The organism is Streptomyces sp. NPDC058880, assembly GCF_042742535.1.
In the GTDB taxonomy this organism is placed as follows: domain Bacteria; phylum Actinomycetota; class Actinomycetes; order Streptomycetales; family Streptomycetaceae; genus Streptomyces.
This window is the reverse complement of the sequence record NZ_JBHYMC010000002.1, coordinates 113,246-140,230: the sequence shown is the minus strand read 5'-3', so window position 1 is coordinate 140,230 and position 26,985 is coordinate 113,246. Positions and strand designations below refer to the sequence as shown.

General features: G+C 70.7%; 24 protein-coding genes, 1 tRNA gene and 2 pseudogenes. 13 read left to right on the top strand and 14 right to left on the bottom strand.

Annotated elements, in window-relative coordinates; genetic code table 11:
- Positions 1 to 19: 19 nt before the first annotated feature.
- From ACFW2G_RS02405 to ACFW2G_RS02385, 5 genes and pseudogenes are all read right to left on the bottom strand, one after another.
- On the bottom strand, positions 20 to 1,669 hold the full coding sequence (locus ACFW2G_RS02405) for a relaxase/mobilization nuclease domain-containing protein (RefSeq protein ID WP_384446041.1): 1,650 nt from the start codon (positions 1,667 to 1,669) through the stop codon (positions 20 to 22).
- Positions 1,670 to 2,185, bottom strand: coding sequence for a plasmid mobilization relaxosome protein MobC (gene mobC / locus ACFW2G_RS02400; RefSeq protein ID WP_384581235.1), 516 nt, complete (start codon positions 2,183 to 2,185; stop codon positions 1,670 to 1,672).
- Between the two features lie 847 nt (positions 2,186 to 3,032).
- Positions 3,033 to 3,643, bottom strand: a pseudogene (locus ACFW2G_RS02395) (ATP-binding protein).
- An 880-nt stretch (positions 3,644 to 4,523) separates the two neighbouring features.
- Positions 4,524 to 4,928, bottom strand: coding sequence for a hypothetical protein (locus ACFW2G_RS02390; RefSeq protein ID WP_384446043.1), 405 nt, complete (start codon positions 4,926 to 4,928; stop codon positions 4,524 to 4,526).
- A 203-nt stretch (positions 4,929 to 5,131) separates the two neighbouring features.
- Positions 5,132 to 5,971: a helix-turn-helix domain-containing protein gene (locus ACFW2G_RS02385; RefSeq protein WP_384581233.1), complete on the bottom strand. Its 840-nt coding sequence runs from the start codon at positions 5,969 to 5,971 to the stop codon at positions 5,132 to 5,134.
- A 635-nt stretch (positions 5,972 to 6,606) separates the two neighbouring features.
- On the opposite strand from ACFW2G_RS02385, the gene ACFW2G_RS02380 reads away from it, so the two are divergent.
- The 3 genes and pseudogenes from ACFW2G_RS02380 (at position 6,607) to ACFW2G_RS02370 (ending at position 8,821) form a co-directional block, all read left to right on the top strand.
- Positions 6,607 to 6,810 (top strand): helix-turn-helix domain-containing protein, encoded by a 204-nt coding sequence (locus ACFW2G_RS02380; RefSeq protein WP_384446045.1) that lies wholly within the window; start codon positions 6,607 to 6,609, stop codon positions 6,808 to 6,810.
- Positions 6,811 to 6,948: 138 nt separating this feature from the next.
- Positions 6,949 to 7,278 (top strand): helix-turn-helix domain-containing protein, encoded by a 330-nt coding sequence (locus ACFW2G_RS02375; protein ID WP_384446067.1) that lies wholly within the window; start codon positions 6,949 to 6,951, stop codon positions 7,276 to 7,278.
- Positions 7,279 to 7,307: 29 nt separating this feature from the next.
- Positions 7,308 to 8,821 (top strand): annotated as a pseudogene (locus ACFW2G_RS02370) (LacI family DNA-binding transcriptional regulator).
- Between the two features lie 33 nt (positions 8,822 to 8,854).
- On the opposite strand, the gene ACFW2G_RS02365 reads toward ACFW2G_RS02370, so the two are convergent.
- A complete protein-coding gene (locus ACFW2G_RS02365; RefSeq protein WP_384446046.1) occupies positions 8,855 to 10,246 on the bottom strand; it encodes a DNA-binding protein in 1,392 nt (463 codons plus the stop codon).
- Positions 10,247 to 10,439: 193 nt separating this feature from the next.
- Here ACFW2G_RS02365 and ACFW2G_RS02360 point away from each other — a divergent pair, with 193 nt between their 5' ends.
- Complete coding sequence (locus ACFW2G_RS02360; RefSeq protein ID WP_384446047.1) at positions 10,440 to 11,279, top strand: PE-PGRS family protein; 840 nt, start codon at positions 10,440 to 10,442, stop codon at positions 11,277 to 11,279.
- On the opposite strand, the gene ACFW2G_RS02355 is transcribed toward ACFW2G_RS02360, so the two are convergent.
- The 3 genes from ACFW2G_RS02355 to ACFW2G_RS02345 all read right to left on the bottom strand — a co-directional run bounded on the left by ACFW2G_RS02355 (position 11,209) and on the right by ACFW2G_RS02345 (position 14,151).
- A complete protein-coding gene (locus tag ACFW2G_RS02355; protein ID WP_384581231.1) occupies positions 11,209 to 12,843 on the bottom strand; it encodes a PE-PGRS family protein in 1,635 nt (544 codons plus the stop codon). The genes ACFW2G_RS02360 and ACFW2G_RS02355 overlap by 71 nt on opposite strands.
- Positions 12,844 to 13,038: 195 nt before the next feature.
- Positions 13,039 to 13,112: transfer RNA gene (locus ACFW2G_RS02350), tRNA-Pro, on the bottom strand.
- Positions 13,113 to 13,212: 100 nt separating this feature from the next.
- Positions 13,213 to 14,151, bottom strand: coding sequence for a metallophosphoesterase (locus tag ACFW2G_RS02345; protein WP_384446049.1), 939 nt, complete (start codon positions 14,149 to 14,151; stop codon positions 13,213 to 13,215).
- A 67-nt stretch (positions 14,152 to 14,218) separates the two neighbouring features.
- Between ACFW2G_RS02345 and ACFW2G_RS02340 the strand changes: the two genes are divergently transcribed.
- Positions 14,219 to 14,680, top strand: coding sequence for a GatB/YqeY domain-containing protein (locus ACFW2G_RS02340; RefSeq protein WP_037920949.1), 462 nt, complete (start codon positions 14,219 to 14,221; stop codon positions 14,678 to 14,680).
- A 176-nt stretch (positions 14,681 to 14,856) separates the two neighbouring features.
- The gene (locus tag ACFW2G_RS02335; RefSeq protein ID WP_384581280.1) at positions 14,857 to 15,996 is read left to right on the top strand and encodes an IS30 family transposase; all 1,140 of its coding nucleotides are present in this window, start codon (positions 14,857 to 14,859) and stop codon (positions 15,994 to 15,996) included.
- Positions 15,997 to 16,083: 87 nt separating this feature from the next.
- On the opposite strand, the gene ACFW2G_RS02330 is transcribed toward ACFW2G_RS02335, so the two are convergent.
- Positions 16,084 to 18,369, bottom strand: coding sequence for a transglycosylase domain-containing protein (locus ACFW2G_RS02330; RefSeq protein WP_384446050.1), 2,286 nt, complete (start codon positions 18,367 to 18,369; stop codon positions 16,084 to 16,086).
- A gap of 385 nt (positions 18,370 to 18,754) precedes the next feature.
- Between ACFW2G_RS02330 and ACFW2G_RS02325 the strand changes: the two genes are divergently transcribed.
- Complete coding sequence (locus ACFW2G_RS02325; RefSeq protein ID WP_181382488.1) at positions 18,755 to 19,105, top strand: WhiB family transcriptional regulator; 351 nt, start codon at positions 18,755 to 18,757, stop codon at positions 19,103 to 19,105.
- 30 nt (positions 19,106 to 19,135) lie between these two features.
- Here ACFW2G_RS02325 and ACFW2G_RS02320 read toward each other — a convergent pair whose 3' ends face one another.
- Together ACFW2G_RS02320 and ACFW2G_RS02315 are read right to left on the bottom strand one after the other, a co-directional pair.
- Positions 19,136 to 20,404 (bottom strand): ArsA family ATPase, encoded by a 1,269-nt coding sequence (locus tag ACFW2G_RS02320; protein WP_384446051.1) that lies wholly within the window; start codon positions 20,402 to 20,404, stop codon positions 19,136 to 19,138.
- Positions 20,401 to 21,381, bottom strand: coding sequence for an ArsA-related P-loop ATPase (locus tag ACFW2G_RS02315; RefSeq protein ID WP_037920961.1), 981 nt, complete (start codon positions 21,379 to 21,381; stop codon positions 20,401 to 20,403). Before ACFW2G_RS02315 ends, ACFW2G_RS02320 begins: the two co-directional genes overlap by 4 nt.
- A gap of 72 nt (positions 21,382 to 21,453) precedes the next feature.
- Here ACFW2G_RS02315 and ACFW2G_RS02310 point away from each other — a divergent pair, with 72 nt between their 5' ends.
- The 5 genes from ACFW2G_RS02310 (at position 21,454) to ACFW2G_RS02290 (ending at position 24,203) form a co-directional block, all read left to right on the top strand.
- A complete protein-coding gene (locus tag ACFW2G_RS02310; RefSeq protein ID WP_007264966.1) occupies positions 21,454 to 21,615 on the top strand; it encodes a DUF4177 domain-containing protein in 162 nt (53 codons plus the stop codon).
- Positions 21,612 to 22,085, top strand: a complete 474-nt coding sequence (locus ACFW2G_RS02305) for a RidA family protein (RefSeq protein ID WP_037920972.1) — start codon at positions 21,612 to 21,614, stop codon at positions 22,083 to 22,085. Before ACFW2G_RS02310 ends, ACFW2G_RS02305 begins: the two co-directional genes overlap by 4 nt.
- Positions 22,086 to 22,153: 68 nt before the next feature.
- Positions 22,154 to 23,062, top strand: coding sequence for an NUDIX hydrolase (locus ACFW2G_RS02300; protein WP_384581229.1), 909 nt, complete (start codon positions 22,154 to 22,156; stop codon positions 23,060 to 23,062).
- Positions 23,059 to 23,904 carry an MBL fold metallo-hydrolase gene (locus ACFW2G_RS02295; RefSeq protein WP_384446053.1) on the top strand — a complete coding sequence of 282 codons (846 nt, stop codon included), beginning with the start codon at positions 23,059 to 23,061 and terminating at the stop codon, positions 23,902 to 23,904. Before ACFW2G_RS02300 ends, ACFW2G_RS02295 begins: the two co-directional genes overlap by 4 nt.
- Positions 23,901 to 24,203 (top strand): hypothetical protein, encoded by a 303-nt coding sequence (locus ACFW2G_RS02290; protein WP_037920983.1) that lies wholly within the window; start codon positions 23,901 to 23,903, stop codon positions 24,201 to 24,203. The genes ACFW2G_RS02295 and ACFW2G_RS02290 overlap by 4 nt, the downstream gene beginning before the upstream one ends.
- Here the strand turns inward: ACFW2G_RS02290 and ACFW2G_RS02285 are convergent.
- Both ACFW2G_RS02285 and ACFW2G_RS02280 read right to left on the bottom strand, forming a co-directional pair.
- Complete coding sequence (locus tag ACFW2G_RS02285) at positions 24,184 to 25,020, bottom strand: nucleotidyltransferase domain-containing protein (protein ID WP_384446054.1); 837 nt, start codon at positions 25,018 to 25,020, stop codon at positions 24,184 to 24,186. The genes ACFW2G_RS02290 and ACFW2G_RS02285 overlap by 20 nt on opposite strands.
- Positions 25,021 to 25,166: 146 nt before the next feature.
- Positions 25,167 to 25,841, bottom strand: a complete 675-nt coding sequence (locus ACFW2G_RS02280) for a Crp/Fnr family transcriptional regulator (protein ID WP_003981529.1) — start codon at positions 25,839 to 25,841, stop codon at positions 25,167 to 25,169.
- A gap of 251 nt (positions 25,842 to 26,092) precedes the next feature.
- Here ACFW2G_RS02280 and nth point away from each other — a divergent pair, with 251 nt between their 5' ends.
- Positions 26,093 to 26,962, top strand: a complete 870-nt coding sequence (nth, locus tag ACFW2G_RS02275; RefSeq protein WP_384581278.1) for an endonuclease III — start codon at positions 26,093 to 26,095, stop codon at positions 26,960 to 26,962.
- Positions 26,963 to 26,985: the final 23 nt, after the last annotated feature.

The following is a 26,985-nucleotide window of genomic DNA, read 5'->3' as shown; positions in this document are numbered from 1 at the left end:
TCGGATGACGGGATGGGATTCAGCGTGTACGGCGCTGCTGGTCGGTGCGGACGGGACGGTAGGTAGCCGACTGGGGTGCCGGGCCACGGCTGGTGGTGCGTTGGGTCAGGTCGGCGAGGCGGTGCAGCCGCCAGGTGAGGACTTCACTGACGCTGGTGGCGGTGTCGAGTTCTCGTTGGGCGGTGGCCTCAGTGAGAAGGGCGGCGGGGCTGTGGCCGGCGGCGCCGGCTTGGGCGAGGGTGGCTGCGAGGGCGGGCCAGCCGGGCTCGGCGAGGATCTGTTCGGCCTGTTCCGGGAGCGCTCGGCGCACGGTCGCCGCTTGCTGACGGCGAATCCACTCGGGCAGCTCGGTTCCACGCTGGTGGATCACGGCCAGCGGCTCGGCTGCCGCGACCTGGTACGCGGCCTGGAGGTGCTCGGCTGCCTGTCGTGCGGCCTCCGCCTGTTGGTTGTGGCCGCGGGTGCGGTGCCAGTGCTGAGCGGCCACGGCCGCCAGCAGAACGGCGTCGAGGAGGACCGCGAGGAGGACTCCGTCCTTCGGGGCGGGTTCACGCAGGATCGCCTTCACCGCGCTGCGGGTGGCCTGAGCCTGCTGGTGCTGGGCGCGGATGCGAGAGCGGCTGGCCCGCTCGAAGGCGGTGGCTGCCTGCAGGAGTCCGGGCCGCAAGGCCGGAGGGGCGGCCAGGGGTAGGACGTCGAGGGTTTCGGCGAGCACGGTGATGTGCGCCTGTCCGGCCTCGTCCTCGCTGTGGTCGAGGAGCTCGGGCACCCGGTCGGTGGCCCGGGCGACGCGACGCCAGGCATGGGACTCCGGCGGTGCCGCTGGACTGGTGTCGGTGGCGGTGAGGCGTTCATTGATCTTGGGGTAGGAGAGGTCGGGGGCGAGGGTGGAGCCGGAGAACCAGACGGGCTGGCCGTCCTTGTTGGTGTCGTCGGCGAGGGCGACCTTGTAGCCGCGGATGTCGCCGGAGGGGAATCGCTGGATCTCCACGAGAACCCCGGAGCCTTCGAGGAGGCGGAAGAACTCCTCTGGTGTCGTGGCTGCTGCGAGGAGGGTGCGGGCGGTGGTGCGCAGGCGTTCGCGGGCGGTTGTGGCTCGGCCTGTGCGCTGGGCTTTCTCCCGTTCGGCGCGGGTGGGGCGCTTGGCGGCGGTGCGGTCGCCGCGCGGCACCTGCCGCAGCCCGTATTCCTTCTCGATGGCGACGAGTTCCTTGTCGGCGCGCAGGAAGTCGTTCCAGTTCCGGGGCGGGCGGAGGTCTCCTCGGACCTTGGTGGCGACGATGTGGATGTGGTCGTCGGCGTGGCGGACGGCGACCCAGCGGCAGGCGTCGGGGTCGCCGGCGGGGGCGATGCCGGTGGCATCGAGGATGCGGCGGGCGATGGTGGCCCACTCGTCGTCGGTCAGGTGGCGGTCCTCGGGCGCGGCGCGGATCGAGCAGTGCCACACGTGGTTCTTCGGCGCCTTCGAGCCGGCCTGCTTGACCCGCAGGTCGAGGACGTCGGCGAGCTGGGCGAGTGTGGCGGCGGGGTTGCGGCCGGGGTCAGGCACGAAGTCGTCCCACGCGGCGACGAGGTGGGGGTCGGTGTGTTCGTTGGCGCGGCCGGGCCCGTAGAGATAGTTCAGGACGCCCCGGGTCTTGTGGCCGGGCTTGACGATGTTCGCGATCAATCAGGCCGCCCAACGGTTTGTGGCGGCCACGATGGCGGCGACGTCGACAGCCGTGACCGCCTCCTGGACCAAGGCCGCCAGCCGTCCGGCCTCGGCAAGCACAGCGGCGTCCATGGGGTGTGTCGTCCCGCCTTCGTTGAGGCGTTTGGCGATCTGGTTCGCGTTCGTGCCGACCCTGGAGACCTGCTTGCGCAGGGCGGCGTACTCGTCGATCAGGTCGTCGACGGGGGTGCGCTGCTCGGGCAGGGTGAGGTCGTCGTTGAGGTGGGCCATGACGATGGCGCCGACGAGGTGCGCGCCGGCCAGACCGAGGCGACGGGCTTCGTCGAGGATCGCCCGCTTCTCGTCGATGCTGTAGCGGACGTCGACGCGCTCCTTGCGCTGCACGTCCTGGTGGGCGCGGCGGCGGGCGACACGGCGCAGCGCGGCCTCGTCGGCGGCACGCGCACCCCCTGTCCCCGGTGCGCCCTCGCGCCGGGGGCCTGCCTCCGCCACCCCCGGGGCGGAGGCTTCCACGTTGGACCGGCCCTTGGACGGTCCAACGTCATACCTTGCTCCGCCAGGAGCTGCCGTCATCCCGAATGCACGCCGCCAATGGTCCATCAGGGTAGATGACTTCGAAGGCGGTGAGGGTGTGTCGTCGTGGTGCTGCGGGGCCGCTGTCATGGGTCGTTCTCCTGCGGGGTGAGGTGAGTGGGGTGGTCGGCTCGCGGTCTCGGGGCAGGCGCCTACCGGGGCGTGGCGTGGGCGGCTGGCTGGTCCCCCGGGCAAGGCGTGCGGGGCCGGTCCCCGCAGCCCTTCGGGGACCGGGCCGCCGCGGACCACCGGGACCAGGGGAATCGGGGACCGTCCCGAACTGGGACCGGAAGGAAATGGGGGACCGTCCCGAGCCCGGGGACTGCGGGAGAAGGATCGGGGACCGGACCGGGGACCGTCCCCGTGGACGCGGTGGGGGACCGGTCCCCTCCCGTCCCGGAATCCGATGACCTCACGGTCCCCGATCGGACATGGGGACGGTCCCCAAATGGTGGGGACCATCACGACGGTCCCCACCATCTGGGGATGTCGGGCGGGCAATTGGGGGCCGAGTCACCTATAGGCCATCTGACCTGCGGAAAGCGTTCCGGGACGGTCCCGATGTGGGGACCGTCCCCATGTCCTTCGCAGGGGACCGTGGTGGTTGCGGGGAGGGTCCCCGTCGCCGGGCGGCAATCCGGGACCGTCCCCGATCGTCTGGGGACGGTTCCCTTGGCGGGACCGAGGTGTGGATTTGGGGACGGTCCCGCTCGGGTGGGACCGAAACGTCGCGATAGGACGGTCCCCAAGGGGCACCGGGACCGTGGCGCATGGGGGACCGTAGTCGTCAGGCTGCCAGCGGGGGTGCGCGTCGGCGGTCCGGGCCGGTGAGGATGACGCAGGTGGTCATCTCTGCCAGGCGGGAGGCGACGCGGTCCCCGACTGCGGTGCGGAGTTCCACGATCGGCAGGTTGGTGGTGATCAGGGTCGGGAGCATCTCGGTGTAGCGGCGGTTGATCAGCCGGTACGTCAGCTCCTCGGTCCACTCGGACTGCTTGGCCGCGCCGAGGTCGTCCAGGATCAGCAGCGGGCACCTGCCGAGCTCTTGGATCTCCCGCTCGGGGTCGTGGTTGGGCCGGGGCCGGAGCTGGGCGTAGAGGTCGGCGGAGGTGACCGCCCGCCAGCGCAGGCGCGTACTCCGGCGGCCAGCAGCGAGCGGACGGCTCCGTAGGCCTGATGGGTCTTGCCGATGCCGGTGGGTCCGGCGATCAGCAGCGAGGGGCCGTAGGAGATGCCCCGGGTACCGGCCGGCCCGCTTCGCCCGGCGCGGGTGACCGCCTCCACCCAGCCCAGGACTTCGGGTTGCGTGGCGAGTGCCTCGCGGTAGCGGGGCGGGATGCGGCGGTCGTCGATGCCCACTGCGGCTTGGGCGACGGCCCGTGACAACCGCCGTGCGATGCGCCGGCCGCGCCACCCGCTGCGCTGCTTCGGGGTGCGCTCGGCGAGGCGCGCGGCCAGGGCGACGGCCTTGCGGGTGGCGCGATCGCGGGTGATCTGTGCCGCGTCGCGATCGCGTTCGGCGATGCCCAGGCGGGAGAGCAAGCGTTCGCGTATCTCGCGGCCGGTCCGGGCGAGGATGCTGTGGGAGGCGGCTTCCGGCTTGTGGAGGCGTAGCTCGATGCCCATGGCCTGGTGCCAGAGCAGTGCGGCCAGGACCGGGCCCACGAAGGCTCGCACGGTGCCGCCGACCAGGCCGGACTCGGCGTACGCGGGGATCACCTGCACGGTGGTGATCACCCAGGTCAGGGTGCCCGGCAAACCGGGTGCCTGCTTGGGGCCGTGGAGGTTCTGCCGTGCCAGCAGCGCCGTGACGAACAGGGCGAACTCCGCGGCGGCGAACATGGCGGCGCGTTCGGCCGTGCCGCTCATGTCCAGGTAGTCGGCGGCGAACCGCCAGCTGGTGTCGGCGCTGTACGCGGTGCAGCCGACCGCGGCCAGCGCGGCGATGGTGACGGCGGGCGACGCAGGCTTGCGGATGCCGCCGTTCCGACGTGTGCGCTGCTGTGCCAGCCGCCTGATCAGCAGGGCGGGGCAGGTCAGTGCGAGTGCGATGAGAGTGAGGGACGTGGCGTTCCAGTGCCCGAGTTCGGGCAGCGCGAGTGGTGTCATGCAGGGGTCTCCGGAGACCCGCCCGCGCCATGCAGGCACGGGCGGGCGGTGTGGTGATGGCGATGAGGTGGGGAGGCGGCGCCGGAGGCGGGCGAGGCCGTTGCGACGAGACCAGGAGCACGGTGGGGTGGCCGACCCGGAGGCCGGACCGGCACGAGCGGGGGGCGGCTCAGCGTCTGCTGGAGCGAGCGGGACCCGAAGGGGGAGTGCCGATGCCGCCCGCCACGCCTGTGGTCGGGCGTGGCGGGGCCGACTGCCGGGTGGGAGCCGTGGCGGCGACGGCTTCGCGGCCCGCACGACCGGACCGGTAGGGCGCGAGCTGGGCGCGTACCGCTGGAGGGATGACGGATCCGACGGAGCGCAGGCGGGCCTCGACGTCAGGGTGTGGGTCGGCGGTGAGCTCGTGGAGGGTGGACGGTGCTGTCTCGCCGACCGCGACGGCGCGCCGGTTTCCGCGCAGTTCGGATAGGTATGCGGTCACGTCGTCCGGATCCGCGACCGGGAGGGGATCGGTGTGCCGTGCCAGGCGGTCGCGGCGGTAGGCGTCCCACTGGCGGGCGATGTCCACCGGCATGATCCGAAATCCGGAGGTGCGGGTGTGCGCCGTTACCGCTTCGCGGACGTCCCAGCCGTGGGCGGTGAAGGGAACGTCGGCCAGGATCTCGTGCCACTGGGCGATCTGGTCACGGGCAGTGCCGCTGTCCGTGTGGGCGGTGCGGGTGTCGAGGCGTCCGACGTAGGCGAGCAGGATGGCGATCTCTCGGAGGTCCAGGGTAGTTATTCCGTTCCGGTAGGGGTGTCATGGGCTTCGAGCTCGGTGAGGGCGTCGAGCAGGGCGCTGGTGTGCTGTTCGGCGCGGGTCCTTCCGGTCGCAGGACCGGTGGAGGCGCCGCCTGGCAGGGAGCGCAGGTGCGGGCGGCCAGGAGCGGGAGTGTGTTCGCGGGTGATCCACTCGCGCCAGTCGGCGGACCAGGCGGCGGCGTTGCGCGGTCCCCAGACCGCCCGGTAGTTGCGCCACTTCTCGTCAGCCGTTCGCAGGGCTTGCTCGCCGAGCCGGCCGAGGTGGCCTTGTTGCCGCAGCCACGTCTCGGTGGCGTCGTCGATGTGCCACTGGGCGGCGGGGATGAGCGGGGAGCTGCTGCTCTTACTACCGTTCATCTGTAGTTCTCTACTGTTCTGGGGGTCGGATTCCGGCCCCCGGCCGGGCTGGAATCCGGTCCCCCCAGGGGTTGGATTCCGGTCCCCGGGGCCGGCTTCCGGCCCCTCTGCAAATGGCTTCGACGGGCTGGATTCCGGCCCGGTGGGGGCCGGATCCCGGTCCCTCGCTGTGGCCTGCTCGGCGAGGAACCGAGCCGCGTGGGGGAGGTGGTAGTACCTCTCGCCGCGAGGGCCCTTGCGATCCTCGATCCACGCCAGCTCGCCGCTGGCGATCAGTTTGTCGAGGGCGTCCCGCACGGCGCTGCGGGACGCGTTGGCCCGCTTCATGAGGGCGGGGACCGAGGCGTACGCGATGCAGCGGCCATCGACGCATCGGTCGGCGATCAGCACGAGGATCATGCGGGCGGTGCCCTTGCTGCGGCTGTGGTCCCACACCCATGCGCGGGCGTCGTGACTCATCGGGTGGCGGCTCCTTGGTAAGGGCGGGCAGGGGGTAGCCCGTTTCGGGTGGGGGAAGGGGAGGGTGGGGTGTGACGGTTGCGGCCTGCCGGCGTGCGGTGCTGGCAGCTTCGCTGCCCGGCTTTGGAGAGCCGGGGCTTGCCGTGTCCCCCGGGGTCAGCGTCCGGGGCGCATGGACAAGACAGCCACATTGGTTCGCGCAAGTCCAGCATTCCACCGAGAAAGCAAACAGCTCACGGCGAACATGTCCCAGTGGGTGTGTAAAAACGGTAAACCCGAATCCCCGGTTGACCAAATAGCTCGGGAATTGGCGGGACGAATAGGGCAAGTCGCAACGCTTCGGCAATGACCGCGCCACTCCCCGCCTCTACCTCCAGGTGCTCTATCTGTGCAGGTTGGAAGGGTGCGAACTATGGGCGATCCTCCAGCCGACGGACCTGACGGGTCATTATTTGGTCAACCGGGGATCCGCTGCTATGTTTCGCAATTTTTCGGCGGCAGGGTAGGGAACCTGACAACAAAGCGGCGGAATGTAGCAGCAGATCCCCGGTTACCCAAACCGGGGATCCCAAGTTACAAAATATGCATGCCCCCGACACCTCTGGAAATCGGTCCGGCCGGGAATCGAGTCGCCCGTGCCATCGAGCGAGCCCGCACCGCCCGCGGTGTCGCCCAGGCGCCAGCTGGCAGCCCGTGCCACCGCGCTGGGCCACCCCATGACCGTCACGACGATTTCCCGCATCGAACGCCGACGCCGCCGCTGCGACGTCGACGACCTCGTCGCGATCGCCGCCGCCCTCGGCGTCTCCCCGCTCGTGCTGCTCCAGCCCGCCGCGTAGCCGCACGAGCCCGGCCTGCGGCGTGCCAGTGTCGCCGCCGGCCACTCCGCTCAGGCCATCTGCCCACTCCAGAACCGCGGTCGAACCCTCGACCTACTCCGCCGTACCTGATGAGGATCCTTCTTGCGTCAATCGCCCATGGCCGCAGCCTGTTCCGACTCCTCCGCCCTTCCCCGTCTGTTCCGCCCCAAGGAGATAGCCGATGCCCTCGGTTGTTCCGCCTGGTGGGTCAAGGACCGGGCCAGCCGGGGACGCATCCCGTTCACCCGGGTCGGACGTGCGTACCGCTTCACCGCTGAACACCTCGCGGAGATCATCCGCCTGTACGAAGTGCGGCCGGCGATCGCACCCGAACCAGTCGCACCCTCCGTCCGCACGGTGCCGTCGCGCACGGCAGCCCCATCCGCCCGCCTCCGCGCCCGTCGACCCCGCCGCGCACGCCAGGACGATTTCGACACCACCGCGTAGCTGACGAGCAACCAAGAGGGGAGGAAACAGTGGGCTTCGCGGAGAAGCGCAGCAACTACTGGCGCGGTCGTTACAAGGCGGCGCCCGAAAGCACAACACGGTCGTCGACTCGACCGGAGCGACCATCAAGTTCGCCACCAAGCGAGAGGCCAAGCGGGCCGCCGACGAGGCGGAGATCGGCTTCCGGCGCGGCGACGTACGTGACCCGTCGCTGGGCCAGGAGACGTTCGGCGAGTACGCGAGCCGCTGGTACGGCGCCCAGGACCTGGCCGCGTCCACCATGCAGAACTACCGCCGCCACATCGAGGAACACCTGCTCCCCGACTTCGAGGACAAGGCCCTCGCTGGCATTCTCCGTACCGACGTCGCGCTGTGGGAGAAGAAGGAACGCGCCTCCTACGCAGCCTCCAGCGTCAAGACGTGGCGGGCCACGCTCCACCTCATCCTCGCCGACGCCGTCGACGAGGGACTCATCGACGCGAACCCCGCCGCCAAGCGCCGGGGGAGGGGCAAGCGGGCCGGCCGCTCCGCCGACCGCGGCCCGGAGAAGGTCGTCACGGACGCGCTCGGCGCCCTCCTGATCGCCGAGCGGGCCGCCCTGCTCTCCGGCCGGGACGACGAGTTCGTCGCGGTGATCCTCAAGGCGTACACCGGCATGCGCTGGGGCGAAATCGTCGGCCTGGAGACCGAGTTCGCCCGCCGGGGCTCGGTGCGTGTGGAGTGGCAGCTGTACGAGCTCGACTCAGGGGTGATGGTCCGCTGCCCGCCCAAGGACGACAGCTACCGCACCATCGACGCCCCCGACTGGCTCTCGGCCCTCGTGGCCGACCACGTCGCCCGTACCAAGCCCAAGCCGTGCCCGTGCCATGGCAGGACGTACGTCTTCCAAGGCCAGGGCACCGCCCGCACCGGAGGCCACCAGGGCGCGAAGCTGGTCGACGTAGCCCGCCGCGCCGGCGTCTCCACGGGCACGGTGTCCAACGTCCTGAACCACCCCGACCGCGTGCGCGAGGCCACTCGCACCCGGGTCGAACTCGCCATCACCGAGCTGGGCTTCGTACGCGGCGGGGCACCCACGGAACACGCCGCCCACTGGCGCCGCAACGGCTTCGCCACCTGGCTCTTCCACCCGGCGACGACGGGCTGGTACCCGAAGAAGGCGCCGCAGGAGCCCCGTCCGGTTCCGCTCCTTGGCGACCCGTTCCCGGGCATCCCGGTCCGGGGTCGCAACGCCCAGGGGCGCGCCGACGCCTGCTGGACGGCTATCGCCAGGGGCCTCACCCCGCACGGCCTACGCCATTCCCACCGCACCCACATGGAGGACCTCGGCACGGAGAAGGTCCTCATGGACGAGCGCATGGGCCACATCGACGGCTCGGTCTCCGCGCGCTACGCCCACGTGACCTCGGGCATGCGCCAGCGCCTGCTCGCGGGCCTCACCCAGCAGTGGGAGGCAGCGCTCGATACCCGCCTGTCTATGACCCCGAGGTCCCCGGTGCGTGCACTCGACACGCTTCTGCGAGCTCGATCGGCCGTACGGTAGCCGGACGGGGTGCGTGCCGCGCCCGGCAGCACGTCAGTTGCGCAGGAGACGCCGGAGGTCGTCCAGCGGCAGGCGCGTTTCCCGAGAAGCGGCGCCCGCCTCGAAGCGGATGCCCTCAGTGCCGAGGACATCCGCGGGAGTCTCTGTGCGCGGCCACTGGAAGCCGGAGCTGACGGCCCCTGACGTGGTGAGCACCCGCCATGCGTTGGGGCACTTGCCGCAGGTCGCCAGGTGAGTACCGACCGGGACGGCATGGCTGTTGATCACAGTCGCCACGTCTCCGTAGGTCGTCCATCGCCCGGACGGGATGGCTTCCAGGAGAGCGTGCAGACTCGACCAGTCCTTACGGGTACCGCTGAGCTGCTTGGCCAGGTCCGCGAGGTGGCTGCCCGCCAGCGCTGCCCACTCGTCGGGGTCGACGGTGTCCGGGACGGGTTTGGCATCGACGTCCCACCAGGTGGTGCCCTGTATCCCGTCGGCTTTGCGGCCGGTCACGCTGGTGAAGATGTGGTTGGCCAGCCCGGTCGGCGTGTACGGCTTACCGTCGGCTTCCCAGGTCAGTGGCTCGGCGGTGTTGTTGCTCCATGTGGCGCTCGCGCGTCTGCCGTCCTCACCCACCCAGGCCCGGATGTCCTCGCGGACGGATTCCGGTGCGCCATGCCTCGGTACCAGCCGCAGCCGAGCCCCGTCCGGCAGCAGTCCGGCGTCGACGAGAACGTGCACCGCGTTGCGGGCACGTGAGCGTTCCTCCAGTTTCCGGGCCGCGGCCTTGGCCTCGATCCGGGCCGGAGCGAGAGTGAACTCCTCGACCTCCGGGGTCGGATAGACCTTGGTGAATCCGGCGACGAGCTGTCCCTTGACCTTCCAGAGGCCGACCTCGATGAGGTCGATGTCGAGGTTCATCTCCGACAGCCACACGACGGTGTGGGTGACCTGCTTGGGGAAGCCGGCCGCGATGATCACCTGTCGGGGGCGCTGGAGCAGTTCCGGACTCCAGTCCCCGTCCACGTGGTTCAAGAGGCGCTGTCGGCACTCGTCGAGTTCGACGCTCTCGCCCCTGCCCTTCAGGAAGTCACGGTGCGCCTGGGCCAGGGTGTCGAGGTCGAACCGGGACACCAGGGCGGCGTAGGTGATCGCCTGGAGGTGGACGTCGCGGTCGGCGCTACCCCGCTTCAGCTCGACCACCACGAGGCGCCCGGTGGCATCCAGGCCCAGGACGTCCAAGCGGTCGCGCGCCGGCACCCCGTCCGTGTCGGCCCACCGATCGAACTCGGAGGTGATCACGAGCACCGATTCGCCGAGGACCTGAGGGTGCTCGATCACCCACTCCTGGAGGTGCTGCCGTTCGAGGAGGCCTTCCGCTGCCAGCGTGGTCGGTGAGACCGGCGTGGCCGAGTCCCCGTCGACGGTGAAGAGATGATCCACGCTGTCCCCCTGCCCCAGTCCGTCAGCCCGGCGCTCCCACGCCGACTGCCCCGAGCCTACGTGCGGGTTGTGACATGGGGCACTCGCTTTGCGGTAGATCACGGACGGCTTGGGAGGCGATTCCGAGGTCGGTCCCCGGCGAGATCTCGTGGATGGGCACACGGCGGTGCCGTCGGCCTGGCTCAATGGAGGCATGGAGATCGGAGAGTGCTGGGCCTATCGGGCCAAGCCGAAGGAGCTGGGCGGTGCCCTGCGCCAGGTGGAGATCGTCCGGGTGGGAGCCTCCGGCAGGTCAGGGATCCACGTGCGGTTCCTGGACGGTGATGAGGCTGGACTGCAGGAGTGGGTCAGCGCGGGCTGTCTGGTCGCTCTCTGGGCTGACGTCGATGCCTTCCGTGCGGATGACACGGCGGAGCTCGCCCTGACCGAGGCGTCGAGGGAGGTACGGGGCAGCGCCGAGTGCGAGGCGGCGCGGATGATCCTGGGCTTCGTCCACCCCAAGGGGCGACTGCGTCTGCGCAAGGCGGTGGCCGACGCGGGCGTGCTGGAGCTCGGCCACCTCGACGAGACGGCGCCGCTGGTTGGCATGGACCCCGCCGAGCTTCGCGACGATGCCATGGTCCACGAGGACCGCAACGGCCTTTGTCTGGTTGGCTGGCCGGTGGCCGAGCGGATCGCACGGCAGGTGGCCAAGCGGCTGGCAGAGGAGGTCCTGCCGGAGGTGGACCGGCGGCAGCAGGCCGTGGACGAGGAGCGCGCCCGGCCCTCCTGGCACTCGTACCACCGCCGGGACGACCGCAAGCTGGACGCCGAGGCGGCCGCCCTGCGCACGGTCCGGGAGTGGTGCGGTGAGGAGAAGGCCGAGCGCTACGACGAGCTCGTCGCCCTACGCGCCGAGGTCCTGCGACTCGGCGAACTGGTCGAGCAGGCAGTGAAGGCGCTCCGGGACCGTGGGCACGGCGTCATCGCCTCCACCATTGAGCGCGGCCTTGGGGTCCATGTCTCCAGCCTTGGTCCCGACGTACGTCGCTGAAGCCGTCGCGCCACCGCTCGGGCTCCGGCTTGGGCGGTGTGGGCTCCACCGGCGCCTTCACCTTCTCCGGGCGGTGCGGGTGCCAGCCATCGAGGAACGGCCGCAACTCGTCCCCCGTCGGCTCGGCGTGGAAGTTCCGGGCACCGAGACCCTTCCCGTTCAGGGTGGGGTCCAGGCGGTCGGCCTCCACCCTGCCCCACGCCGACCACTCCCGGAGCCGCTGGGCCTCGACGGGGTCCTCCGTCTGGGCGGCGGCTTCATCCAGCGCCGTGCAGAAGGTCCGGATATCTCCTGCGGCTCGCCACTGCTCCAGCGCGGTGCCGAAGTGTTCGGCCCGAGCCGCGTCCACCGCCTTGATCGAAGCCGCGCCGACCGCGGCCTCCCACTCCCGTTGGGCGCGCTCTTGCCTTTCGGTTTCCAGTCGGCGGTTCTCGGCTTGCTGCCGTTCCCGCTCGTCCCGAAGCCGACGCTGTTCGGCCTCCTGCTCCAGCCGGGCCCGTTCCTGCTCATCGGCCCGGGTTCTCAGCGCCCGGAGTACCGAACCGATCTGGTCCTCAAGAGGCTTCTTCTCGGTGTCGGCCCACTCCTTCTTCCAGCCGTACTGGTAGCCCTGTTGCTGGGCGAGGACCATCTCTAGCTCGCCGGACGGCTCGAACCGTTGCGCCGGGACGACCCGCTGCCAGTCGTACGTGCGGCGGCCCGCCGGCTTGGGCACATACCGGACCTGCTTCTGACGTTCCTTGAAGGTGATCTCGTACGTACGGCCATGGATCGTGAGCAGTGGCCTCGCCTGCCTGCGCTTCTTGGACACCGCGATCTCCCCGTGGAGGGGGAGGGCCTGCTCGGCGATGAGGCGGAGCAGGGACAGCACGCGGGGAAGCACCCCGTCGGAGATCTCGAAGGCGCTGTGGTCCGCGGTCACGGCAGCGAGGACATCGTCCACGTCGGTGATCACCCGACTTCGCGCCAGACGGATCCGATTCCACTCCGTGTCATCCTCGCCGGTCACCCGGAGCAGCCCCAGGAAGAAATCCCCCTTGGCCCGCCCGCTGTACTTCAGGTGGTACCCGGCAGGCGCACACCGACGAGCCGCGTCAAAAGCCCTTCGGTAGCGGGCTCGCTCCGCCTCGTCCGGGTTGGAGATGCGCAGGAAGCGGCCGGCCTGCTGTACCTCGGCGATCAGGGCCTGCCCGATGTCCGCAGGAGAACGCCGTGGGGCCCTGGCAACGCGCTGCATGGGGAGCTTCTGCTCGGCAGCGGCCTGCTGCTCGAGGTGGTCGGATTCCTGCTTCCCGTGTCCGGACGGCGTTGCCGGGCGAGACTTCCGCGGCGCCGGCTTGGGCCTGTCGGGGTGATGGCCGTGCTGAAGGTAGAAGCGCCCGACCTCGGTGATCTCCGCCTGCCATCTCCCGCCCTCCTTGGGCATGACGATGTGCCCCCGCTCCTTCAGGGCTCGGGCGGTGGCGGCGAATTCGGGGGTGTCTGACGTGACAGGTTCGACGCCCTCCCCGATCCGTGTCAGGAGGGTGAGCTGGCGATCGTTGAGGGGTGACCAACGGTGCATGTGATCGTCGTACCGTCGGGGCTCGTGCCGGCACAAGCCATGCGGTGAGCTTTCCAAGCGGGCGGGCGCTCGGCCCGGCCCCCGTGGGAGCCGGATTCCGAGGTCGGCTCCCAGATGGCTCCCAAGACAGGCCCGTAAACGCAGGAAGGGCCTGACCCGCGATGCGGATCAGGCCCTTGACCTGGTCTTACGAAGTCGGGGTGGCGGGATTTGAACCCACGACCTCTTCGTCCCGAACGAAGCGCGCTGCCAAGCTGCGCTACACCCCGATCGTCGCCCTGAAGTGTTGCTGTCCTGGCGACATCGATTACTTTAGCGGACCTCTCGCCGGAGACGAAATCCGGTTTTCGCGGAGGAGGTGCGGGGCCCCTAGACCTTCGGTGTCAGCGTCAGGAGCGTCGCCTCCGGCGGGCAGGCGAAACGGACCGGGGTGAAGCGGTTGGTGCCGCAGCCGGCCGAGACGTGCAGGTAGGAGCGGTGGCCCGCCGCCTCGTGGGTGGAGAGCCCCTTCACCCGCTTCGTGTCCAAGTCGCAGTTGGTCACCAGGGCCCCGTAGAAGGGGACGCACAGCTGCCCGCCGTGCGTGTGGCCGGCGAGGATCAGCGGGTACCGGTCAGCGGTGAAGGATTCGAGGACCCTCAGGTACGGGGCGTGCACCACGGCCAGCGAGAAGTCCGCGTCCGCCTCGGGTCCGCCGGCGACGCTCTCGTAGCGGTCCCGCTTGATGTGCGGGTCGTCGAGACCGGTGAAGGCGAGCTCCAGCCCGTCGAGCTTCATCCGGGCCCGGGTGTTGGTGAGGTTCAGCCAGCCCGCCGCGTCGAAGGCGTCCCGCATCTCCTCCCACGGGTTGTGCACGGCACCGACGACCGGCTTGTTGCCGTTCAGGCCGTGCCGGCCCTGGACCTTCTCGATGAGGTAGCGCCCGGGGTTGCGCAGCCGCGGTCCGTAGTAGTCGTTGGAACCGAAGACGTACACGCCGGGGAAGGACATCAACGGGCCCAGGGCGTCCAAGACCTCGGGGACGCCTTCCGTGTCGGAGAGGTTGTCGCCGGTGTTCACGACGAAGTCGGGGCGCAGGCCCGCCAGCGACTGCAGCCAGGCGCGCTTCTTGCGCTGCCCGCCGACCATGTGGATGTCCGAGACCTGGAGTACGCGCAGCGGGCGCGTCCCCGGCGGCAGCACCGGCACCGTGACCCGGCGCAGTCGGAAGGACCGCGCCTCGAAACCGGCGGCGTAGGCCACACCCGCGGCCCCCACCGCAGCGATACCGGCAGCCGCCTTCAGTGGTACTCCGTAACGCGCACGCATGGACCCATCGTCGCAGACCGGAAAACGGGTGAGCGCCACCGTCCCCGCACCTGGCAGACTCACCTGCATGACCACGCTCAAGGCCAAGCTCCAGGAAGACCTCACCACCGCCATCAAGGCGCGCGACGAGCTGCACTCGTCCACGCTGCGCCTGACCCTTGCCGCCATCACCAAGGAGGAGGTCGCGGGCAAGGAGGCCCGTGCGCTCTCCGACGAGGAGGTCCTCAAGGTGATCGCCAAGGAGGCGAAGAAGCGCCGCGAGGCCGCGGACGCCTTCGCGCAGGGTGGTCGTCCCGAGCAGGCCGCGCGCGAGAGCGCCGAGGGTGAGTTCCTGGACACCTACCTGCCCAAGCAGCTCTCCGACGAGGAGCTCGCCGGGATCGTGGCGGAGGCCGTGGAGGAGGCTCGCTCGGCGGGCGCCGAGGGCCCGCGGGCCATGGGCGCCGTCATGAAGATCGTGACCCCGAAGGTGGCCGGACTGGCGGAGGGCGGGCGGGTCGCCGCCGCCGTGAAGAAGGCGCTCGCGTAGGAACCCCGGAGACGGAAAGGGAGAGGGCCCCAGCCGACCTTAGGTTCTAGTGGTCGTTGCAACACCCCAGTTCAGGGGTGTCAATGGACTTCAAGATCCGGGAGGACCGGAGGCCGCAGGGACCCAGGAAGCTGGTCCAGGAGCGGGAGGCATACTTCCGGCTTGTGGATCAAGGAATGGGCTACTCCGAGGCTGCCGTGGTCATCGGCATCAACGTCCGGACGGGCAAGCGATGGCGGAACGGACGCGGCGCCTCGGGCAGGAACAAGGCGGCACCACCGATCAACGCGGTGGTGCCGCCGCCCGTTGGAACGGGCCCGCCCGCGCCCTCGCGCTACCTGGGCGAGGCGGACCGCATTCACATCGCCGACCGGCTGCGCGAGAAGGCCACCGTCCGGACCATCGCGGCCGAGCTGGGCCGCAGCCCCTCAACGATCAGCCGGGAGATACGCCGCAACCGGCATCCCACCAATGGCCAGTACCGGCCGCACGCCGCCCAGGCCCGTGCCATGGCCCGCCGGCCCCGCCCCAAGCCCGGCAAGATCGGCCAGAACCCTGAGCTGCGGGACTTCATCCAGGACCACCTGACCCTGCGCTGGAGCCCGGAGCAGATCTGCCACGCTCTGCGCAGACGCTTTGCCGACCGGCCGGAGATGCACGTGACCCACGAGACCGTCTACCAGGCTCTCTACGTCCAAGGCCGCGGTGAACTCCGCCGTGAACTGACGCGCGCCCTGCGCACCGGACGGGCCATGCGCCGCCCGCACCGCCACGCCGCCAAGCGTCAGCCGCGCTTTTCGCACTCCATGGTGATGATCAGCGAACGGCCCGCCGAAGCGGCCGACCGTGCTGTCCCCGGCCACTGGGAAGGCGACCTCATCGTCGGCCGCAACTCCCGCTCCGCCATCGCCACCCTGGTCGAACGCAGCACCCGCTACCTGCTGCTCGTCCACCTGCCCACCGACCACAGCGCCGCCGCCGTCCGCACAGCACTGACACACGCGGTCCAGACCCTCCCACCGCACCTCAAACGGTCCCTGACCTGGGACCAAGGTTGCGAGATGGCCGCTCACCACGCCTTCAGCGTCGCCACCGACGTCCCGGTCTACTTCTGCGACCCCGGCAGCCCCTGGCAGCGCGGTTCGAACGAAAACACCAACGGCCTGCTGCGGCAGTACTTCCCCAAGGGCACCGACCTGTCCGTCCACACCCGCGAGGACCTCGACGCCGTCGCCGCCGAACTCAACAGCCGCCCACGCAAAACGCTCGGCTGGGAAACCCCAGCCGAGCGTCTGTCTAAACTACTCGCGGCTTGATCAACTCACCGCGTGTTGCGACGACCCCTTGAATCCGCCGATGGCGGGGCCCTCCCTCATGTGGTCGCCGCGTGCGGCCCGCTGCGGCTACGGGCCGTCGGGGCCGCCGATCACCGTGCCCGGATCGAGGGAGATGCCGGGCAAGGGGATGTCCGGCTGGCCCGCACCGCCGCCCGTGGGACCGCCGGTCTGGCCGGCGTTCTGGCCGTCCGGCCGTCCGCCGGGCTTGCCGTCGCCGCCGGGCTTGCCGGGCCGGCTCGGGTTGCCGGTCGACGGCTTGTTGCCGCGGGAGCCGCCGGAGGGCACGCTCGGTTCCGCGATGTGGACGGTGGTGAAGCGCGGGGCCTCGCGGCCGGACAGCGCGCCCGTGATCGCGTCCTTCCAGATCGGGCCGGGCAGACCGCCGCCGAAGACCTTGGCGAAGGACTTGCCGCCGATCACGATGTTCTCCATCGTGATCTTCCTCGCGCCGCCGGAGCCCACCCACACCGCGCCCGAGACGTTCGGGGTGTAGCCCACGAACCAGGCGTTGTAGCGGGAGTCCGTCGTACCGGTCTTGCCCGCGCTGTCGCGGTCGGTGAGGCCGGCCCGCTCACCGGTGCCGGAGTCGACCACACCGCTCAGCAGGGTGTTGATGGTGTCGGCGGTGTTCTGTGACATCGCCCGCTCGCACTTGCTCTTGGGCACCGCGAGCGCCTTGCCGTGCGCGTCCGTGATCGACTCGATCGCGATCGGGGTGCAGTAGACGCCGCGGTTGGCGAAGGCCGCGTACGCGTTGGCCATCGTCAGCGGGGACATCTCCTCCGAGCCGAGCGCGATGGCGGGGCCGTCGGCCAGCTTCGCGCCGCTCGCCGGCACCACGCCCAGCTTCGCCGCCATCTCGGACACCGGGCACAGGCCGATCTCGGAGATCATCTCGACGAAGTAGGTGTTGATCGACTTCTCCATCGCCGTGCGCAGCGAGTAGGGGCCGATCTCGTCCTCGGTCTCGTTCTCCGCGGACTCCTTCTTGGTGTTGACGTAGTTCGAGCCGTCGCAGCGGCGGATCGGGCTCGGGTAGTCCATCTTGTTCGGGGCCTGGTAGACCTTCGTCGGGGGCATGCCCCGCTCCAGGGCGGCGGCGGCGATGAACGGCTTGAAGGTCGAGCCGACCTGGAAGCCGAAGTTCGAGCCGCCCATCCGCTTGTCCACGGAGTAGTTGATCTGCGTCTCGTTCTTGCCGAAGCCGTACGGCTTGGACTGGCCCATCGCCAGCACGCGTCCGGTGCCCGGCTGGACCATGGTCACAGCCGTCGCGACGGAGTCCTCCTGGTAGACGTGGTCCTTGATCGACTCGTTGGCCGCGTCCTGCGACTGCGGGTCCAGGGTGGTGCGTACGGTCAGGCCGCCCTGGTTCCAGATCTTCGCCCGCTCCTCGCGCGTCTTGCCAAAGACCGGGTCGGTCAGGAAGGAGTTGCGCACGTAGTCGCAGAAGAAGCCCGCGCCCTTGACCGCCGTGATGCAGCCGTTTCGGGGCCTGGTGACCTTCAGGGTGACCGGCTTCGCCTTCGCCTCGTCGGCCTCCGCCTGCGAGATGTCCCTGGTGTCGGCCATCCGCTGGAGCACCACGTTGCGGCGCTTCATCGCCTCCTGCGCGTCGTTCACCGGGTCGTAGCGGCTCGGCGACTGCACGACGCCGGCCAGCAGCGCGGACTCCTCCAGGGTCAGGTCCTTGGCCGGCTTGCTGAAGTAGCGCTGGGCCGCGGATTCGATCCCGTAGGCCTGCTGGCCGAAGTAGGTGATGTTGAGGTAGTTCTCGAGGATCTTCTTCTTGCCGAGCTCCTCCTCGACCTGGATCGAGTACTTCAGCTCGCGGATCTTGCGGCCGAGGCTCTTCTCCTGGGCCTCGCGCACCTTGGTCTCGTCGTCGCCCGCCTCCTCGACGAACACGTTCTTCACGTACTGCTGGGTGAGGGTGGACGCGCCCTGTGCCGCGCCGCCCTCCTGCGCGTTGCGGTTGACCGCGCGCAGGATGCCCTTGAGGTCGACCGCGCCGTGCTCGTAGAAGCGGGAGTCCTCGATGGCGACGATGGCCTTCTGCATGTACGGGGAGATCGAGGTGAGCGGTACCACCTGCCGGTCTCGTGAATAGACGGTGGCGATCAAGCCACCCTCGGCGTCCAGAATCGTGGTCCGCTGGCTCAGCGGCGGTGTCTTCAGATTGGCCGGGATCTCGTCGAATCCTTCGACCGTGCCCTTGGCGGCCAGCCCCAGGGCGCCTGCAGCCGGAATCGCCATGCCGGCCAGCACGACTCCGGAGAGAACGGACACCCCGAGGAACTTGGCGGCCTGCTGGCTCCCGGTGAGCCCGCCGCCCGAGCGCTTCTTTCCCATGGAGGGCAGCCTACGTTCTCATTCACCGGACACGCGCGAATGCCTTGGCCTAAGCTGACCCCAACTGTCACAGCAGTCCGGTGCGACATCAACCCCTCGGCTTGATTTTCACCCTTCCCGAATGGGGTGGACTGATGTCCGAATCTTGTCGCCCCCGTGAACACGATCCGCCGATTACACCCGAATCGCCGGAATGGTCGGGCATGTCGCCGGATCACTCCGTCGGGTGATCTGCCGCTTACCCATAGTCCGTTCGGACCATTCAAGATTGGGCCCGTCGGGGGTGTTGCGCTGTGCCCGGCTTCCGTAACGTCCTCAACTGGCAGCGGTGAATATGCCGCTACCGCCGTGGGGGAGCCTCGATTCGGGAGAGGACGGCGCCGGGATGGGCTGGGTTACCGACTGGAGTGCGCAGGCAGCCTGCCGCACTACCGATCCGGATGAACTGTTCGTTCAAGGAGCGGCACAGAACAGGGCCAAGGCGGTGTGCACCGGGTGTCCGGTGCGGACCGAATGCCTGGCCGACGCGCTCGACAATCGCGTCGAGTTCGGCGTGTGGGGCGGAATGACCGAGCGGGAACGACGTGCGCTGCTGCGCCGGCGTCCCACCGTCACCTCGTGGCGACGGCTGCTCGAAACCGCCCGTACAGAGTACGAGCGCAGCACGGGCATCCTCACCATGGATGCAGACGCGGAGATCGACGTTGCGTACGAGACGTACGCGGCAGCCGGGTAGAACACGCGGCCGCCGCCTTCGTACAGACGCCTACGCTCCGGCCGGTACCCCGGCCGCGAGTCGTTCTCCGATGGCCCGCAGCCCGGCGAGGTCGTGCACATCGCCGGGCAGGGCGGCCACTTCGGCCACCGCCACCTCGGGGTGAAGCGAGGTGAAGCGATCACGCGTGCGCTGTTCACGCGAGATCACCTGCATGCGTTCGGCGTGCAGGCGCAGCAGTCCTGCCGTGATCCGGTCGACGGTCGTGGTGTCGTCGCGGTGGGTGTCGTCATCGGCGCCGGGGGGTTCGGCGGCCGTGTCACGAAGTCCAGCTTTCCCGGACTCCTGATCGACAATGCCGCCGTCTTCAAGATTCTCTGCGGCGGCCAACGCCCGTTCGGCGGACAGCTGGTCGGCGCCGCTGCCGTGCACGCGGTTGAGCACCAGGCCGGCCAGCGGCATGCGCTCCGCAGCCAGCCGTTCCACGAAGTACGCCGCTTCGCGCAGCGCGTCCGGTTCGGGCGCCGCGACCACGAGGAAGGCCGTGCCGGGCGCCTGGAGCAGCCGGAAGGTAGCGTCGGCGCGTGTGCGGAAGCCGCCGAACATCGTGTCCATCGCCGCCACGAAGGTCTGGACATCCTTCAGCAGCGAAGCCCCCATCAGCTTGCTGAGGGTGCCGGTCATCATCGACATGCCGACGTTCAGGAACTTCATCCCGGCCCGGCCGCCCACCTTCGCCGGGGCCATCAGCACCCGGATGAACTTCCCGTCCAGGAAGGACCCCAGGCGTTTCGGCGCGTCGAGGAAGTCCAGCGCGGACCGGCTCGGCGGGGTGTCCACGATGATCAGGTCCCAGTCGTCCCGGGCCCGCAGCTGCCCGAGCTTCTCCATCGCCATGTACTCCTGCGTGCCCGCGAAGCCGGCCGACAGCGACTGGTAGAAGGGGTTGGCGAGGATGGCCCGGGCCCGCTCGGCGTCCGCGTGCGCCTCGACGATCTCGTCGAAGGTCCGCTTCATGTCCAGCATCATGGCGTGCAGTTCGCCGCCGTCCTGGCCGGCCTCACGGACTCTGCGCGGGGTGTTGTCCAGCGAGTCGATCCCCATCGACTGCGCGAGCCGCCGCGCCGGGTCGATGGTCAGCACGACCACCTTCCGCCCGCGTGCAGCGGCCCGTACGCCCAGTGCCGCGGCCGTGGTGGTCTTGCCGACGCCGCCCGCTCCGCAGCACACGATGATGCGGGTCTCCCGGTCGTCCAGCAGCCGGTCGATCGCCAGCCGCGGCGGTGTGTCCAGACCCACCGTCTCCACCCCCTCGCTCATTCGGCCACCGACTGCTTCCGGAGTTCCTTGGCCAGCGCGTACAGCCCGGCCAGATCCATCCCCGCCCCGAGCAGGGGCAGTTCGTACGTCGGCAGGTCCAGGTTCGACAGTACGGCGCGCTGGGCGCGTTCCAGTTCCACCCGGCCGGCGTGCTCGGCGGCCTGCGCGAGCAGCGGCTCGACCAGCCGTTCGGCCAGTCCGCCGCGCCGCGCGCCGCCCAGCCCCGCCCGGGACAGGGCCCGGGCCACTCCGGCCCGGTGGTCGCCGGCCGCGGTGCGCAGGGTGTCCTCGTCCAGGTGGTGCGGGCGGACCATGTTCACGATGACCCGGCCGACCGGCAGCCCCGCCGCGCGTAGTTCCTCGATGCCGTCCGCGGTCTCCTGGACGGGCATCTCCTCCAGGAGGGTGACCAGGTGGACCGCCGTCTCGGGGGACTTGAGCACCTTCATGACGGCTTGCGCCTGGTGGTGGATCGGTCCGAACCGGGCCAGGCCCGCCACCTCGTCGTTGACGTTCAGGAACCGGGTGATCCGCCCGGTCGGCGGCGCGTCCATGATCACGTGGTCGTAGACGTACTGCCCGGCCCTGTCCTTGCGGCGGACCGCCTCGCACGCCTTACCGGTCAGCAGCACGTCGCGCAGCCCGGGGGCGATGGTCGTCGCGAAGTCGATGGCGCCGAGCTTCTTGAGGGCGCGTCCGGCCGAGCCGAGCTTGTAGAACATCTGGAGGTAGTCCAGCAACGCCCGCTCGGCGTCGATGGCGAGCGCGAAGACCTCACCCCCGCCCGGCGCCACCGCGATCTTGCGCTCCTCGTAGGGGAGCGCTTCGGCACCGAAGAGCTGTGCGAGCCCCTGCCTGCCCTCGACCTCCACCAGAAGAGTCCGTCCGCCCTCGCGCGCGAGGGCAAGCGCGAGTGCTGCGGCGACCGTGGTCTTGCCGGTGCCGCCCTTGCCGCTGACCACCTGGAGCCTGCTCACACCGCCCGAGCCTAACCACTCGGCTCCCGGGGCGCGCATGAGCCCCGCACCACAGGCACTACCCTCGCTCCCATGACCAAGAAGTTCGAATACGCGACGGTTCCGCTGCTGGTCCACGCCACCAAGCAGATCCTGGACACCTGGGGCGAGGACGGCTGGGAGCTCGTCCAGGTCGTGCCCGGCCCGAACAACCCCGAGCAGCTCGTGGCCTACCTCAAGCGGGAGAAGGCATGAGCGGCGTCGTCGACGCGAAGCTGGCCGAGCTCGGCCTGACCCTGCCCGACGTCGTCCCGCCGCTGGCCACGTACCAGCCGGCCGTGCGGTCGGGCGCCTACGTCTACACCGCGGGCCAGCTACCGATGGTCAAGGGCAGCATGCCCATCACCGGCAAGGTCGGCGCCGAGGTCTCGCCGGAGCAGGCCAAGGAACTGGCCGCCACCTGTGCGCTGAACGCGCTGGCCGCCGTCAGGTCGGTCGTCGGCGACCTCGACAAGATCGCGCGTGTCGTGAAGGTCGTCGGCTTCGTCGCCTCGGCACCCGACTTCACCGGCCAGCCGGGCGTGCTGAACGGTGCGAGCGAGCTCCTGGGCGCCGTCCTCGGTGAGAAGGGCGTCCACGCCCGCAGCGCCGTCGGCGTGGCGGTCCTGCCGCTCGACGCGCCCGTCGAGGTCGAGATCCAGGTCGAGCTGGTCCCCGGGGCCTGATTCCCCGCGGGAGCCCTACGGAACGGGCGACCCTCGAACATCGGGCCGGATGGCCGTAGCATCCGGCCATGCCGAATGGTCAGCAGCAGCCCCCCGCCGGGGGCCAGTGGTACCCGCCCGAATGGCCCGACCGCATCCGCGCGCTCGCGGACGGCTCGCTCACCCCGGTGCGGCCGCGGCTCGCCGCCACCGTGATGCTCCTGCGTGATACCGCGGACGGGCCGGTCGTCCACATGCTGCGCAGAAGGGCCTCCATGGCCTTCGCCGGCGGTGCGTACGCCTATCCGGGCGGCGGGGTAGACCCCCGCGACGAGGAACAGCACGTCGGCTGGGCGGGGCCGTCCCGGGCGGACTGGGCGGCCCGACTGGGAACCGACGCCCGTACCGCCCAGGCCATCGTGTGCGGCGCCGTCCGGGAGACCTTCGAGGAGGCCGGTGTCCTGCTGGCCGGGCCGGCCCCGGACACGGTCGTCGGCGACACCACCGGCGACGACTGGGAGGCGGACCGGCGGGCCCTGGTGGCGCGGGAGCTGTCCTTCGCGGAGTTCCTCGACCGCCGCGGCCTGTGGCTGCGCTCCGACCTGCTCGGGGCGTGGGCGCGCTGGATCACTCCGGAGTTCGAGCCGCGCCGCTACGACACCTGGTTCTTCGTGGCCGCCCTCCCCGATGGCCAGCGCACCCGCAACGCCTCCACCGAGGCCGACCGGACCGTCTGGATCCGCCCGGCCGACGCCGCCGGCGCCTACGACAAGGGCGAGCTGCTGATGATGCCGCCCACCATCTCCACCCTGCGGTCGCTGGAGCGCTACGGGCGCGCCGCGGACGCGCTCACCGCGGCCGCGTCCCAGGACCTCGCCCCGGTGCTGGCGCAGGCCGCGCTGGAGGACGGCGAGGTGGTGCTCAGCTGGCCGGGCCACGACGAGTTCACCAAGCGCGTCCGGTTCGGGCGCCCCACAGGCCCTGGAGGCCCGGCATGAGCGACGCCGCCGCACTGCCCGGACAGCCCCGTGGAGTGGTTGCCTCCGGGCCGGCGACCGCCCGGGCGGTGAACGTACTGGCCCCCAACCCGTCCGCGATGACCCTGGACGGCACCAACACCTGGCTGGTGTCCGAGCCGGACTCGGACCTCGCCGTCGTCATCGACCCCGGCCCGCTGGACGAGGGCCACCTGCGGGCGGTCCTCGCCGCCGCCGAGCAGGCGGGCAAGCGGGTCGCGCTCACCCTGCTCACCCACGGGCACCCCGACCACGCGGCGGGCGCCGGCCGTTTCGCCGAGCTCACCGGCACCGCCGTGCGCGCGCTGGACCCGGCCCTGCGGCTGGGCGGCGAGGGCCTCGCCGCCGGGGACGTGATCCGCACCGGCGGGCTGGAGCTGCGCGTGGTCGCCACCCCCGGCCACACCAGCGACTCGCTCTGCTTCCACCTGCCCGCCGACCGGGCGGTGCTGACCGGTGACACCGTCCTCGGGCGCGGCACCACGGTGGTCGCCCATCCCGACGGCCGCCTCGGCGACTACCTGGACTCCCTGCGCCGCCTGCGCTCGCTCACCGTGGACGACGGCGTGCACACCGTCCTGCCGGGCCACGGGCCGGTCCTGGACGACGCGCAGGGCGCCGTCGAGTACTACCTGGCCCACCGGGCGCACCGGCTCGCCCAGGTCGAGACCGCCGTCGAGAACGGCTTCACCACCCCCGAGGCGGTCGTCGCCGAGGTGTACGCGGATGTGGACCCCTCCCTGTGGCCGGCGGCGCAGTGGTCCGTCCGGGCCCAGCTCGAGTACCTTCAAGATCACGGATTGATCCCGGGAGGGCCTGAATGAACACCGTGTTCCTGCTCGTCGTGCTGCTGGCCACCGCCGGATGGATCACGTCCGCGGTGTCGCTGCGGGTGAAGAGCCTCCAGGTGCAGGCGGACCGCGCGGAGCGCCGCCTGGCGTTGCTGCTGGACCACCTGGGCATCGAGGAGCCGGAGCCGGCGGGCCTGGACGAGGTGCGGGCCCTGGTCCGCGAGGACCGGCAGATCCCGGCCATCAAGGCCTACCGCCGCATCACCGGCGCGGGCCTATTGGAGGCCAAGCAGGCGGTCGAGGCGCTCGCCCTCACCGAGCCGAAGAAGTAGTTCCCGCCCCCGCGAGGCGCCGGCGGCTCTTCGTGCCGTGGCGTGCCGTGTACTCGTCGGCGAGCCACGGGCCGAGGTCCTCGACGTAACCGCGCGGTACGGCCGGGTCCGCGACCGGGTCCAGGGCCACGGCGGCCGCGGCCCGCATCTGGGCGGCGCGCTCCGGGTAGTAGCTGCCGAAGACCTCCGCGGACTCGGCCAGATCACTGGTCCAGCCGCCCCACCTCGGCATGACCAGGGTGAAGCCCGTGCGTACCAGGCGGCGGGCGAAGAGCCGGCTCAGCCGCCGGTACTCCTGCGGTGCGGAAGCCTCCCGCAGGCTCCTGCGCCACGTGGGCAGGAGCGAGGCGAGGTCGCCGTTGGTCTCACGGGCCAGCAGGCTGTCCGGCCGGTAGCGCGGCAGGTGCTCGGCCAGGTCCGCGCCGAGCAGTGGGGTGCACAGGCAGGCGAGGAACCAGCCCAGGTCGAATCGTTCCTCCTCGCCCAGCACGGTGTCCTTGTCGTGCAGCAGGACGCCGACCCCGTCGATCTGGTCGAAGTCCTCGTCGATGCCCCGCGCGAGGACCTCGGCGGTGTCGCGGTCGTCGTCCGCGGGCGGGTGGTGGAGCACCAGCAGCAGGTCGAGGTCGGAGCGGCCGGGGCGGGCCGTCCCGCGCGGCACGGACCCGTACAGGTACGCGCTGTGCAGGCGGCGCCCGTAGGCCTCGGCCGTCCGCTCGCGCGCGGCGGCCACGACGTCTCGGAACTCGCTCTGCACCTGCCCCAGGGAGCCCTCCCGCTCGAAGTAGCCGTAGGCGTCCAGACCCCTGTGTTCCATGCCTCCACTGTGCACAGATCGGGCCCGGCGGTGTCCGAGGCGCGGGCGGCCCGGGGCGGAGCCCCGCGAACGGAGCCGCCCGGACGCGCGGAAGGGTCCTGCCCGGCCGGGCAGGACCCTTCGCAACGTCAGCGGCGGTGCCGCCGTCAGCGGGAGCGCTTCGCCAGGCGCTCCACGTCCAGCAGGATCACCGCACGGGCCTCCAGGCGGAGCCAGCCGCGGCCCGCGAAGTCGGCCAGGGCCTTGTTCACGGTTTCGCGCGAGGCGCCGACGAGCTGTGCGAGCTCTTCCTGGGTGAGGTCGTGCACCACGTGGATGCCCTCTTCCGACTGCACGCCGAAGCGGCGCGACAGGTCGAGGAGGGCCCGGGCCACGCGGCCGGGGACGTCGGAGAAGACCAGGTCGGACATCTGGTCGTTGGTCTTGCGCAGGCGTCGGGCGACGGCGCGCAGAAGGGCGGTCGCGACCTCGGGCCGGGCGTTGAGCCAGGGCTGGAGGTCGCCGTGGCCGAGGCCGAGCAGCTTGACCTCGGTCAGCGCGGTGGCGGTGGCGGTGCGCGGGCCCGGGTCGAAGAGCGACAGCTCGCCGATCAGCTCGCCGGGGCCGAGGACGGCCAGCATGTTCTCGCGACCGTCGGGGGAGGTGCGGTGCAGCTTCACCTTGCCCTCGGTCACGACGTACAGCCGGTCGCCGGGGTCGCCCTCGTGGAACAGGGCGTCGCCGCGTGCGAGGGTCACCTCGCCCATGGAGGCGCGGAGCTCCGCGGCCTGCTCGTCATCGAGCGCCGCGAAGAGCGGGGCGCGCCGCAGAACGTCGTCCACGAGTCTCTCTCCTATGTCGACCAGCTCAGGGGACCGTGCTCCCCATTTTGCCGGACGGCTCAAACAGTGCGATCAATCACAAGGATGCCGGACGGACGGGCATGCTGTGCGGCGAGAGGCCAATCGGAGTGGTGTTACCAGAGGTCCGGGCGGGTGTCGGCGCCCGGCCTTAGGCTGGCCGGGTGTCCAATAAGCCGGTGAGAGCACAGGCCAAGGGGTCCGTAGGAGTGACGGACACCCCGAATTCAGCTGTGGGCGAACAAGTCCCCCCGAGGGTCCCCCCGAAGGGTGCGGCCGGCCCTCAGGGCAAAGTTTCGGCCAAGAAACCGAGGGCTGCCAAGCCGGAATCCTGCCTGGCCATGGTGCGCCGGGCGCGCCGCATCAACCGCGAGCTGGCCGAGATCTACCCGTACGCCCATCCGGAGCTCGACTTCCGCAATCCCTTCGAGCTGCTCGTCGCCACGGTGCTGTCCGCACAGACCACCGACCTGCGGGTGAACCAGACGACCCCGGCTCTTTTCGCGGCCTATCCGACCCCCGAGGACATGGCGGCGGCCGTTCCGGAGGATCTGGAGGAGCTCATCCGCCCGACCGGGTTCTTCCGGATGAAGGCCAAGTCGCTGCTGGGCCTCTCGCAGGCGCTGCGGGACGACCACGGCGGCGAGGTGCCGGGCCGGCTGGAGGACCTGGTCAAGCTGCCGGGCGTGGGCCGCAAGACCGCCAACGTGGTCCTCGGCAACGCCTTCGGCGTTCCCGGGATCACCGTGGACACCCACTTCGGCCGATTGGTGCGCCGGTGGAAGTGGACCGAGCAGGAGGACCCGGAGAAGGTCGAGGCGGACATCTGCGCGATCTTCCCCAAGAGCGAGTGGACGATGCTCTCGCACCGGGTCGTCTTCCACGGCCGCCGCATCTGCCACGCCCGCAAGCCCGCCTGTGGAGCCTGCCCGATCGCCCCGCTCTGCCCGGCGTACGGGGAGGGCGAGACGGACCCGGAGAAGGCGAAGAAGCTGCTCAAGTACGAGAAGGGCGGCCAGCCGGGCCAGCGGCTGAGCCCGCCCCCGGACTACCCGGGCCGGCCCGCGCCGCCGCTTGGCGCGGGCGCGGAGCGGCAGGCGTAGGAACGAATCGGTACCCGGACCGC